General features: G+C 28.0%; 14 protein-coding genes. All 14 read right to left on the bottom strand.

Annotation, left to right across the window (positions count from 1 at the left end; genetic code table 11):
• Positions 1 to 187 precede the first annotated feature (187 nt).
• Positions 188 to 1,351: an LCP family protein gene (locus I4V63_RS04995; protein WP_243280450.1), complete on the bottom strand. Its 1,164-nt coding sequence runs from the start codon at positions 1,349 to 1,351 to the stop codon at positions 188 to 190.
• A gap of 181 nt (positions 1,352 to 1,532) precedes the next feature.
• Positions 1,533 to 1,691, bottom strand: a complete 159-nt coding sequence (locus tag I4V63_RS04990) for a zinc-ribbon domain-containing protein (RefSeq protein WP_042394571.1) — start codon at positions 1,689 to 1,691, stop codon at positions 1,533 to 1,535.
• A gap of 189 nt (positions 1,692 to 1,880) precedes the next feature.
• Positions 1,881 to 3,350 carry a hypothetical protein gene (locus I4V63_RS04985; protein ID WP_196000199.1) on the bottom strand — a complete coding sequence of 490 codons (1,470 nt, stop codon included), beginning with the start codon at positions 3,348 to 3,350 and terminating at the stop codon, positions 1,881 to 1,883.
• Positions 3,347 to 4,753 carry a HAMP domain-containing sensor histidine kinase gene (locus I4V63_RS04980; RefSeq protein ID WP_196000198.1) on the bottom strand — a complete coding sequence of 469 codons (1,407 nt, stop codon included), beginning with the start codon at positions 4,751 to 4,753 and terminating at the stop codon, positions 3,347 to 3,349. Before I4V63_RS04980 ends, I4V63_RS04985 begins: the two co-directional genes overlap by 4 nt.
• Positions 4,734 to 5,435 carry a response regulator transcription factor gene (locus I4V63_RS04975; RefSeq protein ID WP_196000197.1) on the bottom strand — a complete coding sequence of 234 codons (702 nt, stop codon included), beginning with the start codon at positions 5,433 to 5,435 and terminating at the stop codon, positions 4,734 to 4,736. Before I4V63_RS04975 ends, I4V63_RS04980 begins: the two co-directional genes overlap by 20 nt.
• A gap of 96 nt (positions 5,436 to 5,531) precedes the next feature.
• Positions 5,532 to 6,455, bottom strand: coding sequence for a polysaccharide deacetylase family protein (locus tag I4V63_RS04970; RefSeq protein WP_196000196.1), 924 nt, complete (start codon positions 6,453 to 6,455; stop codon positions 5,532 to 5,534).
• Between the two features lie 215 nt (positions 6,456 to 6,670).
• Positions 6,671 to 7,498, bottom strand: coding sequence for an energy-coupling factor transporter transmembrane component T (locus I4V63_RS04965; protein WP_196000195.1), 828 nt, complete (start codon positions 7,496 to 7,498; stop codon positions 6,671 to 6,673).
• Positions 7,495 to 9,201, bottom strand: a complete 1,707-nt coding sequence (locus tag I4V63_RS04960) for an ABC transporter ATP-binding protein (protein ID WP_196000194.1) — start codon at positions 9,199 to 9,201, stop codon at positions 7,495 to 7,497. Before I4V63_RS04960 ends, I4V63_RS04965 begins: the two co-directional genes overlap by 4 nt.
• A gap of 346 nt (positions 9,202 to 9,547) precedes the next feature.
• Entirely contained in the window at positions 9,548 to 10,099 is a 552-nt protein-coding gene (locus I4V63_RS04955; protein WP_196000193.1) for an ECF-type riboflavin transporter substrate-binding protein, read from the bottom strand.
• Positions 10,100 to 10,141: 42 nt separating this feature from the next.
• Positions 10,142 to 10,999: an S-adenosyl-l-methionine hydroxide adenosyltransferase family protein gene (locus I4V63_RS04950; RefSeq protein ID WP_196000192.1), complete on the bottom strand. Its 858-nt coding sequence runs from the start codon at positions 10,997 to 10,999 to the stop codon at positions 10,142 to 10,144.
• 254 nt (positions 11,000 to 11,253) lie between these two features.
• Positions 11,254 to 12,420 carry a galactokinase gene (locus I4V63_RS04945; protein WP_196000191.1) on the bottom strand — a complete coding sequence of 389 codons (1,167 nt, stop codon included), beginning with the start codon at positions 12,418 to 12,420 and terminating at the stop codon, positions 11,254 to 11,256.
• A 169-nt stretch (positions 12,421 to 12,589) separates the two neighbouring features.
• Positions 12,590 to 14,113 carry a UDP-glucose--hexose-1-phosphate uridylyltransferase gene (gene galT, locus I4V63_RS04940; protein WP_196000190.1) on the bottom strand — a complete coding sequence of 508 codons (1,524 nt, stop codon included), beginning with the start codon at positions 14,111 to 14,113 and terminating at the stop codon, positions 12,590 to 12,592.
• A gap of 72 nt (positions 14,114 to 14,185) precedes the next feature.
• Complete coding sequence (locus I4V63_RS04935; RefSeq protein ID WP_196000189.1) at positions 14,186 to 15,406, bottom strand: ROK family transcriptional regulator; 1,221 nt, start codon at positions 15,404 to 15,406, stop codon at positions 14,186 to 14,188.
• A gap of 286 nt (positions 15,407 to 15,692) precedes the next feature.
• Positions 15,693 to 17,417 carry a glycoside hydrolase family 13 protein gene (locus I4V63_RS04930; RefSeq protein ID WP_196000188.1) on the bottom strand — a complete coding sequence of 575 codons (1,725 nt, stop codon included), beginning with the start codon at positions 17,415 to 17,417 and terminating at the stop codon, positions 15,693 to 15,695.
• Positions 17,418 to 17,515: the final 98 nt, after the last annotated feature.

Here is a 17,515-nt window from a genome sequence, read left to right as displayed (position 1 = left end):
TTCATTCATCTGCTATAAATCTCGGAAACGTTTCCGAGTCTATATTTAATTCTATACTATTTTTCATTACTTATCTACAGTAAATGTAATTTTATCAATAATTTTTATTTATTGTAAACTTATATTATTTATTAAAAGAAAATTGTTTATAATCACCAAATTAATTATAAACAATTTTCTTTCTTATTTATTCCCAATCATCTGTATAAGTTATATCATCTTCGTCTTGATTATTTACACTAGCACTTGAACTATCATCCTCATAATTACTTTCATAATCTTCAACCCATTCACCAGTTCTATATTCACTAAGCGCTTTTTTTAACGAACTATAATCAAAGTTACTTTCATCTGGTTCTATGTTATTAAATATAAAATCATGTAAAATTTCTGTATTTTGTTTTCTATCCATTATAAATACCCAACCAACTTCGCCTCCATAATCCATATCATCCGATAATTCCGTAACAGGTATATGAATTTGTTTGGTATCTAAACTAGGAAATTTATAAATTGTATATGCCATATCCAATGCATCAAAAATATCTATATTTGTATTTATATAATCAAGCATACTATTTACAATTCCTAAATATTTCGTTGGCTTTGTTTCTCTTAACTTTTCTATAACCTTGAATAATACTTCTCGTTGCCTTTCAGTTCTTTCAAATTCATCTCCAACACCTTTTCTTATTCTTGCATAAGATAATGCCTGCTTTCCATTTAATAATTGTAATCCTGATTCTGTAACTGGGCAATCATTACCTCCTGTAGACTCACCTATATACTTATTTAATTCATCTAATTGATAGTCTTTAACATCTATATCTAATCCACCTATTTGATCTATAATAGCTTCAAATCCCCAAAAGTTTATTATGATATATTTATCTATGCTTATATCATATGTTTCCTGTATTGTATCTTTTAATAAATCTATTCCCCCAAAAGCCATAGCTGCATTTAATTTATATGGTCCATATCCTTCAATATTGACTAACGTATCTCTAAATAATGATGTTAACCTTATTTCTTTGTTATTACTATCTAAAGTTGCAATTATAATAGAATCTGCTCTTGCTTTTTCATTTAGATCTCTACCATCTGTTCCAACTAACAATACATTAGTAATACCTTCAACCTCTTTATAATCAACATCATCTTCACTTTTCTTATCTACAGTTTTAATTTTTATTTCATTAGATTTCGTATATATTTTGCTTTTAACATAACTATAATACCCTACAGCTGTTCCAACAATCCCAACCATCAGTATAATTATTATAGATAGAATTATAATCCTTTTTTTAGGCTTCTTTTTCTTTTTCTTATCTACTGTTTTTTTGCTCAATTTTATTGCCCCCTATTAATAAACTGTATATTATTTATATATTTTACCATATTTTTTATTATATGTGTTAAATTGTTATATTTTCACAAAAACAATTTATCTTAATATATTTTATACTATATTTATCTTTTTATAATAAAAAAAGACTGTAAGAATTAATCTTACAGCCTTGAAAATTCAATTACTTTCTGTTGTTTTGTTGTGCTTTTCTTGCTCTTCTGCATTCAACGCATCTTACTGGTTCGTTATCGAATCCTTTTTCTTTGTAGAATGCTTGTTCACCTTCTGTGAATAAAAATTCTTTTCCGCAATCTCTGCATACAATAGTCTTATCTGCCATTATAAATTCCTCCATTTTCTTAAGATTTATCATGGTTAATAATATTACTCTTAAAAAATAAGGAGAAATTTTATTAATCTATTTTAAATCTTGTTATTGTCAAAATCGACTTCTTCTTTATTATACCATATTTTTTTCTGTTTTCAATACTTTTATATTGTTATATTAAACATTTTACATAATTGTAAACTAATAATCATCATCTAAAATTACATCACCATCAATAAATACTTTTTCCCATTGCTCTACATAATTACCATCACACCATTCAGCCATTATCACCTCTTCATTTTCATCAATTGGAATCATTTCTATAGGCTCAGCAATTAACATTCCATTTTCTATTTTATATATTGAAATATATCTATCAAACTGAATTAATGCAATTTTCCCTAACGGAGATATAAATGCATCCTTAAATAACCCCAACTCACTCTTTAAATCTTTCCAAGAAATATACATATTATTATAATTAATGAATCTCTTTTCTGGTAATATTCCTATATTAAATTCTTCGCCGTCTTCATTCATATTTTTAGGTAAAATTTTACCTATAAATCTCCACTTTCCAAGCTCTCTTTTAATAGCAATATTGCTTTCATCATAAATCCCAGTATTTAATCTTTCTTTTTCCTCATCTGACAAACTATCTATTTTATTTTTTAACTCATTAAGATATTTTTCATTTTCATTTTCATTAAATATTTCATTCACTTGTAATCCACTATCTATATTAATATTGCTTACTGGAATTATTTCATATATCGGATAATTTCCTTGAAAGTTATCTCCTATATACTTTTCAATGGCTATATAATCATTACCAACAAAAAGTATGCTTTTTAATATATTAGTAGTAAAAGAATTACTACTTTCATTTTTTTCGCTACCCACTTCCCCATATACTCCAACTTTAAATTCATCAATTACAAATCCATTTTTACTCTTTTCATTTACTCCCAAACTCCAAATTCCACTTAGCCTTGGAAATATTATATTTTCTTTTGCATATACATATCCAAGTCTATAATTATCATGTGATATCCAAAGTGTTCTATAACTTTCTTCGCTATAACTCATATCCTCTAATTCTTCTCTAGGAGTCTTCAATCCTAACATAACTCCTTCTACTGCCTCAAAATCATCATACTTAACTTTACTGCTTATATTTTTATCTTCTTCATCTCTTGTAAAATTCACATTTTGACTAATTCTAGTTAAATTCAATAAATATCCATGATATATAAATGTCATTTCCGTATCCGAATTCAAGAAAAACTCTCCTATTATTTGATTATTATCTATTACTGAAATCAAATCTATAAAGTCTCTCCCATTCATATATTTACTTATAGATAAATTTTTTTCATATGATAGCATATAGTCACTTTTAACGGCCTTTAATTTATACCTTACCTTTTTTTTATTATTATCTAATATCTTTATTTCATTATTTCCTATTTTTATTTCTTTGTTCAAAATGTTATCAGTATAGTCTGCTTCATCCTCATCAAGTACTTCTACAGAATTTACCTTCCAACTTCCTATAAATTTGAAAGTATTTATTTTTTCTGACTTTTTATTTGCATTTTCACAGCTTATGAATATTAATACGAATATTGTAATTAATACTATTAAACCTCTTTTTACCTTCATCATAGATCTCTCCCTTCACATAAGGGAATTTCTATTTGTATTATCGTTCCTTCTTTTTCTTTACTATATACTTTAAATTCTCCTCCATGAAGCATAATTATTTCATCTGCAATTGATAATCCTATTCCATTTTTAGATTTACTGTTTTTCCCTTTGTAGAATTTATCCTTAACCCTTGGTAAATCTTCTTCAGTTATTCCTATTCCATTATCCTCTATCATTAATTGAAACATGTTCTCTACCCTGCTTGCTTTTATAATTATTACCCCATTTTTATCAGTAAACTTAAAGGCATTATCAATAACATTATTTAATACTTGCTTTAACCTATTCTCATCAAAATAGCCATACCCTATGTTTTCTTGGATTAATATAGTAAATTTTTTTCTTTCTTTTATAGCTCTCGGCTTCCAGTTATTTTCTATAAATTGCATAAATTCTTTTATATCACAATTACTTTTATTTAATGTAATAACTCCATTGATTAATTTAGAAAAATCTAATAATTCTTCAACCATATCTGTTAATCTATCGCTTTCTTTCTCTATAATATCTAGCCCTAACTCAAGTGTATCAATATCACTATAATCATACTTTAATGTTATAGCCCATCCTTTAATAGATGTTAATGGAGTTCTTAATTCATGTGAAACAGATGAAATAAATTCATTTTTCAACTTTTCTCTCTTCTCTAATTCACTTCCCATATAGTTTAATGTTTTCGATAATTGCGAAATTTCAATATTATCTGTAATATTACTTCTTATATCCAAATTTCCATCAGCCATTTCTTTAGCTACTTTTGTTATTTTTTTTATAGGTTTAACTATATCTCTGGCTATTATTAAGCTCATTATTCCTCCTAATAATATAACTACGACAGAAACAAATAATATTAAAACACTAAATGAATCTAATATCTTGTTTACTTCATTTAACGGAAAGATTATTCTTACTATTCCAATCATTTCATCTTCATCAATCTTAGAATTAATACTCTTAGAAATGATCATTACTTTGTCATTATACCAATCAATATGTCCACTCCATATTCCTACACTTCCACTTTTAGCCTTTGCTATATCTGGAGTAGTTAAAAGTTGATTATCCCTAATTCCATAAGAATCCATTAATAAATTCCCATCTGAATCTAATATTTCAATTTGCTCTTCCTTTGTATTCCAAAAAATATCCACATTATCATAAATATTTTCCATTAACTTATTATTTGAAAAATATTTTTGATAAAAATTTATAGCTGACTCTAATTGATTAATTAATGTATTTTGAGTATTTTTATAATAATATCCCTTAAGACATAAAATTGTTAATATATCAAAGACTAATACCGTAGATACTATTACTATTAAAAAATTTTTTAATAGTCTACTTCGTATACTCTTCAACTTCTTCGCCTCTCCATCTATATCCAAATCCCCATATAGTTTCTATGTATCCTTGCTTTGATGAAGAACATTCTATTTTACTTCTTAATCTTCTTATGTTAACATCAACAATTTTAGGATCTGCAATATAATTTTCTCCCCAAATTAAATCCATTAATTCATCTCTAGAAAATGCCTTCTCCGGATTCTCTAAAAATAACTTTATTATAGAATACTCTTTTGGCGTTAAATCAATTTCCTTATCCTCTTTAAATACCTTTTTTGCATAAGTATCTATTTTAAATCTACCTTGAGATATAGTTCTTTTTTCTTCTTCATCACCAATTCTTCTTAATATTGCTTTTATTCTTAATAAAAGCTCCATAGGATTAAAAGGCTTTACAATATAATCATCTGCTCCATATTCTAATCCTGTTATTTTATCAATATCTTGACTTTTTGCTGTAAGCATAATAATCCCAATATTCTTTTCTTCTTCTCTAATTCTCTTACATACATTAAAACCATCTATTCCCGGTAACATTACATCAAGTATTACGATTGCCGGTTTTTCATTTTTAGCTATTTTTATACCCTCTTCTCCATTATCTACTTCAATAACTTCATACCCATTTCTTCTCAAATTTATTCTTAAAAATCCTCTTATACTTTCTTCATCTTCCACTATTAATATCTTTCTCATTACTCCCTCACAAATATAAATTATTATAGTCCACTATTTATAATTTGAATTTTATGCAAATAAAATACTGGATAAAATTTGTATTTATCCAGTATCTTATTTTAAAGTTCTAAATTCATATCCTAAAGACTTTAGATAGTCTATACTTTGTTGCAATGATTCTGCTGTAGTAGGTTTTGCATCAGTATCATGCATTAAAACAACTAAAACATCATCATTTCCACATAAATTAGTTACTGTTTCTTTTAATCTATTAATTAATTGATCAACTGTTTTACCATTTCCTTCAGCATCTCCGTTTAAAACATTCCAATCTATGTAAGTGTATCCATCTTGCTCAAGAATCGGATCAAGTTCTCCTGTTTTCCATGACATATGACCACCTGGAAACCTAATTACTTTAGTACTAAAATCATCTCCTAAAACTGATTTCATTACATTTTCTGATTTTTCCATATCATTTATGAATGCTGTAGCATCTGCAACTCTCCCTGGATATAAAATACTATAATCGTGACAATAGCCATGATTCCCAATAGCATGACCTTCTTTTACCATCTCTTTTAATAACTCTTTTTGTGTGTCACTCTTTTCAACATTACTTCCTAGCACAAAAAATGTAGCCTTAACATCATTATTTTTTAGAGTTTCTAATATTTTAGGAGTTGTTTCAATAGATGGCCCATCATCAAATGTTAAATATACTATTTTCTTTCCATCTGATCTTACATAATTCCACTTATTTAACATATTTTCAATTTCTCTAGCATTATCTGCATTTATATCATTTTCATAACTTGTATACGTTAATCTTTCTTCTTTTAATGAACTTGAATGATCATCTTTATCTCTACTTTCTAACTCTTCTCCTTGCTGAGCACTTACTTGTTTAGCTTCATCCTTATTAATATTCAAAGCCACTACACCAACCAAAGTCACTATTACAATTGCTAAAATTCCAATAATCATTTTCTGCTTCTTATCACTATCTTCATTAGTAATCCTCTTTGATTTTTTCATTTCTCAAGACTCCCCCTATATTTTTCTACTATCATTTATATCTTTATTATAACTATATATACATACAATTAAATTGCAAAATAATTATAAAAATATTATATTTAGCATAAATCCCTCAATATATACACAATTTTTATATTTTTTCTATTAATATTCTCCTATTAATAGAATAAGTTAGCACTATTATTTTTTCAATAGTGCTAACTTATTATTCTTTAAATAAATGGATTATAAAAACGCCCACCATTAATTACTGTTGCAATAATAGCTATCAACAATATTATACTAACTAATATTATTGTTATATAATCACCTTTTTTAAATGGTCTACCATTATACCAAGTACGCTTCTTATTACTACCAAACGCTCTTAATTCCATGGCTGAACTTATAGTTTCTATTCTCTCTAAACTTGAAAAGATAAGTGGCATTAATATAGATGCTGAATTTTTAATTCTTTTAGTAACCTTTTCCTTCTTAGACATATCTATTCCTCTAGCTTGTTGTGCAAATGATATATCTTGATAATCTCGTTGAACATCTGGTATATATCTTAATGCTATAGAAACTGAATATGCTATTTTATAGCTTACACCAATTTTATTTAATGATGAAGCAAATTCACTTGGATTAGTTGCCACCATAAATAATAACGCCATTGGTATTATAGAAAAATACTTTAATGTTATGTTAAACTGATAAAACAGTTGTTGTGTAGTTACTGTATACGGCCCTGCAATCTTAAATAAATCTGTTCTACTTCCATATATCTGAACTCCTTCATATGGAGAAAAGATAAATATAGCTAAATTATTTAGTAATAAAAATATTAATATAAAATATAAAACAAATGAAATTTGTTTAAACTTTACCTTTGAAATTTTAAACACAATTATACTTACAATAAACATTCCTAAAAGTATACGTGTATCGTATGTAACCATTGAAGCTACTGCCCAAATAATTAAAGCAATTAGCTTTGATGCTCCTGTTAGTCTATGAATCGGTGAATCTATATCTGAATATCCAATCATCGTACTCATATTCTTCTAATCCTCCTATCGTAATCAATAAACTTCTTAACAAACATTCTTGGATTTTCTAATTTAGCTTTTACAGCTAATTCATATAAAGATGTTTCTTTTAAATTCGCCTTATTGATCACTTCTTCATCTGTAAGAACATTAGCTGCAATATCATCAGCCAATTTTAATCCATTTGATAGTACTATTGCTCTATTAGTATACTCAAGCATTAGATGCATATCATGAGTTATCATAACTATAGTTACACCTTTTTTATTTAACTCTTTTAAGAATTCCATAATTTCAGTGTAATGTTTAAAATCCTGACCTGCTGTAGGTTCATCCAAAATAATAACTTCAGGATTCAATACTAATATTGATGCTATTGTAACACGCTTCTTTTGACCAAAGCTTAAAGCTGAAATTGGCCAATTACGGAATTGATATAATCCACAAATCTTTAGCGTTTCAAATACTCTATTTTTAATTTCTTCTTCAGGAACTCCTCTAACCTTAAGCCCTAAAGCTACTTCATCAAAAATCATAGTCTTAGATATCATTTGATTTGGATTTTGCATTACAATACCTATTTTTTCTGCACGTTCCTTAATAGTATCATTTATTAAATTCCTACCATCAAATAATATTTCTCCTTCAGTTGGCTTATAAAAACCACATATTAATTTAGAAATAGTAGATTTTCCTGCTCCATTTCTCCCTACAATACTAACCATTTCACCTTTATTAACTTTAAATGAAATACCATGTAATATTTCTTTTCCACTTTCGTATGAGAATTTTACATCTTTCATTTCAAGAATAGCTTCATTACTTACTTGCTTTTCTTCTTCAGAAGTTTCTTCATACCAAGTTTTTAATTTTTCCCTACATGAATCTATATTTAAAGTGTCAATATGCTCTGGTTGCATTTCTGAAGTAATGGTACAACCTGCATATTTTAAAGCTGTAATATATAATGGCTCACGTATTCCCGTTTCAGCTAAAAGATTTGAACTTAATAATTCTGATGGAGTTATATCAGCTGCTATTTCACCATTGTCAACAACTATTATTCTATCTACAGGACAATGTAATACGTCCTCTAATCTATGCTCTATTATTAATATAGTCTTTTTAGTTTTCTTTTGAATTTGATCTATTAACTCAATTGCACTTTTTCCTGTTGCAGGATCTAAACTTGCAAGTGGTTCATCAAATAAAAGTATGTCAACATCTCCTACCATAACACCAGCCAATGTAACACGCTGTTTTTGTCCTCCTGACAAACTATATGGTGCAGCATCTAAATGAGTATCTATTCCAACAATTTCAGAAACTACTTTAACTTTTTCTTTCATTTCTTCTTGAGATATACAATCATTCTCCAATTTAAAAGCTATATCTTCCCCAACTGTTAATCCTATGAACTGTCCATCCGGATCTTGAAGTACAGTTCCTACTGAATTTGATAACTCAAATATGCTCATTTTCTTAGTTTCTTTTCCATTAACCTTTAAACTTCCAGAAATTTCACCTTCATGAGAAAATGGCACAAGCCCATTTATGCAATTAGAAAGAGTGCTTTTGCCTGATCCAGATGGCCCCACTATAAGCACTTTTTCTCCTTCATATATAGTTAAATTTATGTTATTTAATGTTGGCTTTGCTTGAGCTCTGTATTGAAAAGAAAAATCCACGAACTCAATTACAGGTTTTTTCATAGCAAATCTCCCTCGTTTTTATGTAAATTACAATATATTAATTATTATTTGATTTCTTAAATATAATAAACTTTATACTACTATATAATAAATATACTTTTTCAACTTATATTTAGTAAATATTTCTTTTTATATTTAAGTATATTACCTACTTCTCTGACAGCTAACTCAATTTAAAATTTGTAGCTTCAAGAAGATTCGATTAACTAAATTTATAATCTCACTTAAAGATAATACTATATTTTTAATCATATGTATATTATGAAACAAATTTTAGTGAAACAAATTATTTTCCAAATCATTAAAAATACCAGAGACATAAAGTCCCCGGTATTTTTAATAGATATTATTCTCTATCTAAGCTTCCCTTTTTAACTCTAGTCTTAGAATAAGTATATAATAATATAGTACCTAATATTCCAACCGTAATTGCATTTGAAGCTCCTGCTACAGCACCTTGTAAATAAACTTTATTAGCTGGTTCAGCATATATAACTATATCTAATGTTGGTGCGATTAAAAGCCATGCCATTGCATTAGCTATAATTTGGTAAATATTAAATAATATCATTTGCTTATTTCCAAATTCACCTTCATTAACTTTTAATCTCTTCCATGCTAATCCTATTATAAGTCCTACTGTAGCTGATGCAATAACCCAGCTAAACCATGGTGAACCATAAAAAACTAAATCCTTTAATGCATGACCTATAAATCCAATAGCAGCACCTGCAATTGGTCCATATAAAATTGCCATTAATGCTAAAAATGCATAACATGTTTCAATATTAGTATTTGGTATTCCAGATGGAATAGATCCAAAACGCCCTAATATCATAAATACCGCAGCACCAATACCAATTGCTACAATTGTTTTAATAGATAATTTGTTACCCATATTGTTTCCTCCTTCCAAATATACTATATGAAATTTCAAATTTTATTCATAAATCACTTTTGGCGCTTTTCTAATAGAAATTATCCAATTAGTTCCCGTCTGAATATTATATGCTTTTGAGAAAGAACCTTGATTTATAGCAACTGCTAAATTATCTAATGAGTTAACATATACTAAAGTTTCTCCAACATGAACATCTGCAAAAGATTTTGCATATACCATTATATTTCTATAAACTTCTCTTGTATCATTCTTTATTGCAACTTCTACTCTATCACCGTATTTTATTCCTAAACTAGTAAATAATTCTCTTCCAACGTTTGTCCAAAGGCTACCAAATCTAACATCCAAAACATCAATTGTTCCAGTTACCATATCATTATTTTTTGTTGATTCAACAACTGGTAATTCAACTATGTCTTCAACAGGAATTTCTGGTCCCACTTGTTCAAAATCTATAACTCCCGCAGCAAGTCTAGCTCCTGTATAAGCATATATATCTCTTCCGTGGAATGTATATGATGCACCTGAATTAGGTAATCTATTTATAGTTTCATCTATTTCTCTTGCTTCTACAATTCCACACATACGTTTAATATGAGTTAATGTTCCATTGTCTGGTGTTATTATGTATTGTCCTTTTGCAGTTTTAACTCCAATACTCTTTCTATGAGAACCAACTCCTGGATCTACTACAGAAACAAATACGCTTCCTTTTGGCCAATAAACTACAGTTTGTATTAGTCTATATGATGCCTCCCAAATATTATATTGTGGTATTTCATGAGTTAAATCAAATAATTGTAATGTTTTATCTACAGAATATGCAACTCCATACATAGCACTAACAGCTCCATCTGCTATACCAAAATCTGATTGAAATACTAAAGCATTTTTCATAATATAAGCCTCCTGAAAATTATGTCGTATTTTGTTATACTCTCAGTATAAACACGAATTATATTTTAGTCAACCTATTTTTCATTCGCATTTTAACGAATATTAATCATCTTTCTCTTTTTAAGCAATGCCTTTTAATTATACTTTTTTATTAGTTAGTAGTCAATAAATTTATCTATTACTAATTAGCTAATACTATATCAAAATAAAAAAAGGAAACCACCTTGAGGTTTCCCTTTTTATTTTGCATTTGACTAATTAAGCACATGAGTTCCTTCACCTATATTACTTGTATAGAATGATGGTTTAATTTTCGTTACCTCTTCATATGCTATAGATACCTGTTCTTTAAATTCACTTACCTTAGTGTTGTCAACTAAAGCAATTGCACACCCTCCAAATCCAGCTCCTGTCATTCTAGCTCCAATGCACCCTTCGATCTTTAAAGCTTCATGAACTAAAGTATCAAGATGAAGCCCTGTAACTTCATAATCCTTTTCAAGAGACATATGGGAAGCTGTTAAAAGACTTCCAAAACCTAAGATATCATTATTCTTAAGCATTTCCATACTCTTTTTAACTCTTTCATTTTCACTAACTACATGTATAGCTCTACTTTTTATAGTTTTATCAGTAATGAATTCTTCTATATCCGCTAAAGTTGCTTGGCATAAATTTTCTATCTTTTCTTTTTTATTATTATTTATAATTTCAAGTGCCTTTTCACATTCTGCTCTTCTTTCATTATACTTTGAATCTGCAAGTTCTCTTCTCTTATTAGTGCTCATTATTACTAAGCTATATTCCCCTAAATTTAATGGAGCATATTCATAATAAAGAGAAGCGCAATCTAATAATATTGCATGATCCTTCTTTCCTACAGCTACTGCAAATTGATCCATTATACCACAATTAACACCTACAAATTCATTCTCTACCTTTTGACAAATCTTAGCTACTTCAACTCTATTAATTTTCTCTGGATTTTCTAAATAAAGAATAATATATGCCATTAATACTTCAAGTGCTGCTGAAGATGAAAGTCCTGCACCATCTGGAATATTACTAAATAACACAATATCCATCCCAGGCACTTTATGCCCTAAATCCTTAAGAGCCTTAATAACCCCCTTAGGATAATTCCCCCAATCATCTTCCTTTTTATATACTAATTCGTCTCCTAAATCTATTATAACCTCACCAGCAACATTCTTTGATCTCATTCTTATTTTGCTATCATCTCTTAATGCTAATGCTGCATAAATACCAACAGTAAGCGCTCCTGGAAATACAAATCCGCCATTATAATCTATATGCTCTCCAATTAAATTAACTCTTCCTGGAGATAAGAAAGTTTTTATTTCTCTATTATCTACACCATATTCATTTTTAAATAACACTAACATTTCTTCTCTATTCATTTTCTATTCAACCTCTCTCACAACAATCTATTTATATAAAATTAAATAACAAACTTAGTAATTGTCAAATTATAAGTGATAAGTCAAAATTGAAATCTATTATGAAGTTTTAAAAATTTATTCCTTAACTTATCACTTGAAACTTGTCACTTACTACTCTTATCACTATCTAAAGTACTTTGCTTAAGAATTTATCTAGTCCAGCTTGTCCCTTTTCATTTCTCTTAAATACACCTGCATCTTCAAGTACTTTTGAGAATATAGCACCAACTTCTTTCTTAAGCACTTCCTTTGCTTCAATATAATTTAATGATGAGTTTTCTCTTAACATTTTTTCTATCCATGGGATATGTTTATTAATTTCATCATTTTTTTCCGCTTCTTCTCTCTTATAAGCTAATTCACCACATAGTATATTAGCTATAATATCTAATTCCTTTTCTAATCTTCCTGGTAAAACAGCCAGTCCCATAACTTCAATTAATCCTATGTTTTCTTTCTTTATATGATGAAGCTCCTTGTGTGGATGGAATATTCCATCTGGATGCTCTTCAGAAGTTCTATTATTTCTTAATACTATATCTAACTCAAAAGCATCACCTTTTCTTCTTGCTATTGGTGTTACTGTATTATGAGGTGTCTCTCCTGAAAATGCTAATATATCATTTTCCTCGTCAGAATATACTTTCCATGATTCAAATATATCCATTGCTGCATCTATAACTTCATTTTTATTATTCCCCTTAATTCTAACTACAGACATTGGCCATTTAACACTTCCAATTTCAAGGTTTCTATATTTGCTACTTTCATAGTATTTTTCTACCTTAGCCTTTTCCATTGGAAATTCATGTCTTCCTCCTTGATAATGATCATGTGTTAATATTGAACCACCTACTATTGGTAAGTCTGCATTTGATCCTATAAAATAATGTGGTAAAACTTCTGTAAATTCAACAAGTCTTTCAATTGAACCTCTTGTTAATTTCATAGGTTCATGTTCACCACTAAAAACAATACAATGTTCATTATAATAAACATATGGTGAGTATTGCATAAACCAATCTCTATTATCTAAAATCATAGGTATAATTCTATGATTTTGTCTTGCTGGATGATTTAGTCTACCTGCATATCCTACATTTTCTTTACAAAGAAGACATTTAGGATATGTTGATTGCTTCATTAACTTAGCCTTTGCAATTTCTTTAGGATCTTTTTCTGGTTTAGATAAATTAACTGTTATCTCTAAGTTCCCATATTCTGTTTCTGCAGGCCACCAAAGATTTTTAGCTATTCTTTCTGTCATAATATAATTTGATGATTTGCTTAAATCATAAAACCAATCTGTTGCTTTTTCCTTAGATTCATTTTCATACTTATCATAAAAACTCTTAACAACTTCACCTTCTCTTGGCATTAATAAGCCCATAATCTTAGCATCAAACAAATCCCTATGTGTTGTTGTATTTTCTTCTATCAATCCTGTTTCAACTGCATAATCTAAAATATTATTTAATATCTTAACAGGTGTTTCTTCAATTACCTCTTCTACTTCACCTTCAAATGGTGCTTCAACCTTTAATAAATCAATTAATGCATTTCTTGATGCAATTACGTCCCACTTAGAAATCATATCTTTACTCAATGCAAATTTTAAAAGCCTCTCAATTTCGTACCCAATTTTATTCATAATCTCACCATCCACTTTTATTTTTATTCTTCTAATTGATTTAACAAATTTTATTATTTTTCTACTTCATATTTAATTAATACTCATCCCATTAAATATTTCTTGTATTACTAATGTTGTAGCACCAACTACTGCTGCATCTCTTCCTAACATACTTTTAATTATCCTTACATTTTCACTTGAAAGCTTCATCCCTCTATTTTTAACAATTTCATTTAATGTCTCAATTGCATAAGATGTATTTTCAAATATTTCACCAACAACTACTATTGATGTAGGATTTAATATATTTATTAAATTTGTAATTGCTATTCCTATATATCTTGCAGCTTCCTTTATTATAGATATCGCTAACTCATCTTCTAACTTAGCTGCTTCACAAATATCTTCTATTGTTAATTCATTAATATTATCCTTTAATTCTTTTAAAATACTATTTGCACCTTGTTTAATAAGTTTAATAGCTTTTTTGGTAATATTATTATTAGATGCAACGGTCTCAAGACATCCATAATTACCACAATTACATTTATCTCCATCACCTTCAACAACTATATGACCTATTTCTCCTGCACTAAAATCAACTCCATAATAAGGTTTATTATTTATAATAATTCCAGCACCTATACCATTTGATATATTTAATGTCACAAAGTTTGTTATATCCTTGGTAATTCCGAACCAACTTTCCCCTAAAGCCATTGCTCTAACATCATTATCAACATAAACACTTAAATTTAATTCATTTTCTAATACTTCTTTAATATTTTTTTCTTTCCATCCATAGTAAGGTGAGTATATAGACATTCCTGTTTTAGCATTTACTATTCCATGTAAAGCTACCCCTACCCCTAATATTTTTTCTCTTTCAATTTTGCTATATTCTATAACTTCATTAATTAATTTAACTAACTTTTTAAAAACAAAATCATAATCATATCTTTCTTCATTAATTTCAATAGATTTTTTTAATATAATCTCTGCCGAAAGATTTGTTATGACAACATCTATTACTCCTACGCCAATACCAATACCTATTACGTATCTAGCATTTGGATTTAACTCAAGTATTATTGGTGGCCTTCCTCCACTTGACTGTCCTACTTTACATTCAACTAAATATTCATCTTCTATAAGCATTTTAGTAATATTAGTCACACTTGCTGGTGTTAATCCTGTTATCTTTGCAACATCTGCACGCGATAAACTTCCATTTTCTCTAATAACCTTAAGTACCGCTGAAACATTTAACTGTTTCATAAGTTCAAAGCTACCTCTTACTACTTTATTCATTACATCACTTCTTTATTAATTATTTTAATAAAGTCCTCAAAAAAATTTTTCTCCATTAGGACTTATGAAATTGTTTTCTTGATTTTATATTATCATATTTTTACAGTTTGTCAATATAATTATACTCAAATCACTTCAATTTAGAATTAATTTTTATCCCTTCTATGGCTAGCCATTGTAATACTACCACTTTTTTACTTGTAGATAAGAACGTTTCTGGGGTATAACAAATTCTTAGCTTAAGGTTTAGTTAATCTCCTTCTCAAGCTAAGAATTTAGTTTATTTTTAATATTTAAAAGCTTTAAATGATTTTTTTACTAAACTTACTTTATTTAGTTCCTCAATATCACCTGTAATTACATTCTTTGCACTACATTTTAAATTTAATTCTATATCAATATCTTCATCACTATTGTTGAATATAATCATTAGCCTTTCATCATTTAATACCCTTTTAAAAGCTAATAAATCCCCTTCACAATATACCTCCTCAAAATCACCATGAACAAGCGCTTTATTTGAGGTTCTAACTTTAATCATTGTTTTGTAGAACTTAAGCAACTCTTTATTTTGCTTTTCTTCATCCCAAATCATACATTTCCTGTTTTGAGGATCATCTCCTCCATCTAAACCAACTTCATCTCCATAATAAATATATGGAACACCTAAATATAAAAATTGATATGCAATTGCTAATTTAATTCTATCTATATCACCTTCACATTCATCATAAATTCTTTTAGTGTCATGACTTCCTACCAAATTCCACATTTGCTTAGTTATACTATCCATATATAAAACCCTATTTTCAGCCATTATATCTAAAAACTCTCTTGCTGTAATAATATTTTTACCAAAGAAATCTATAATTGCATTTTTAAATGGATAGTTCATAATTCCATCTAATTGGTCCCCTTTTAAGAAAGAATTTGCTTCATGCATTATTTCACCAATAATAACAGCGTTTTTATTAGCTTTCTTAACTACCTTCCTAAAAGCTCTCCAAAATTCATGACCAACTTCATCACAAACATCAAGTCTCCAACCATCTATTCCAATTTCTTTAATCCAATACTCTCCAACCTTAAGTAAATACTCTTTAACCTCTTCATTATTTGTATTTAATTTTGGCATATTATCACAACCGTTTGCAAATGTATAATACTTATTCTTTGACTTACTAACTGGCCATGAATCAATAAAGTACCAATCCTTATATTTTGATTCTTGTTGATTTTTAATCACATCTTCAAATGCAAAAAAATCTGATCCTGAATGGTTAAAAACAGCATCAAATACTATCTTAATTCCATTACTATGTGCCTTTTCAATCAACTTCTTTGCTTCACTTAAAGTACCAAATTGAGGATCTATATCAAAATAATCCTTTGTATTATATTTATGATTAGTTGTTGATTTAAAAATAGGAGTTAAGTAAATTAAATTTATCCCCAAATCTTTTAAATATGGTAATTTATCTATTATCCCTCTTAAATCACCACCATACATACTTCTTTTATGCACTTTACCTTTCCCCCAAGGCATTGTTCCTTCAACATTTATACTACTATCTCCATTACAAAATCTATCAGGGAAAATTTGATATACAACTGACTCTTGAAGCCACTTTTCTTCATAATATAAATCTTCTTCTGCTATATATGGAAATTGGAATGAATTCATATCATTATATTTAAACTCTCGATTAACAAATCCTCGTTCATTATATTCAAACCTTTGATTATTATTATCTATAAACTCAAAATAATATCTATATCTATTTCTAAACACTGAAATTTCTGCTTGATAATACGTAAACAGCTCAGTTTCAGCAACAACTATCATTTGTTTTTTTAAATATGGATTTTCCCAATCATACCTATCCTTGTAATAGATATAACATTCATTAACATCATTCCTTGCTACCCTTACTCTAACTACTAATGTATCTTTATCCTTACCATAAGCATAAGGAGTATCTAAAACATGAAAAACTGCATGCTTATTCATATAACCACCTCATCTATATTATAATTTCTATATACATAATTATAAATTTTTAAGTTGAGATAATTTGTATATTTATAATATAATAGTTATATAATTAA

Origin of the sequence: Clostridium sp. 1001271B_151109_B4 (assembly GCF_015670405.1) — a bacterium.
Taxonomy (GTDB): Bacteria; Bacillota; Clostridia; order Clostridiales; family Clostridiaceae; genus Clostridium.
The sequence above is the reverse complement of the archived record's forward strand: the minus strand, read 5'-3'. Positions and strand labels throughout refer to the sequence as shown.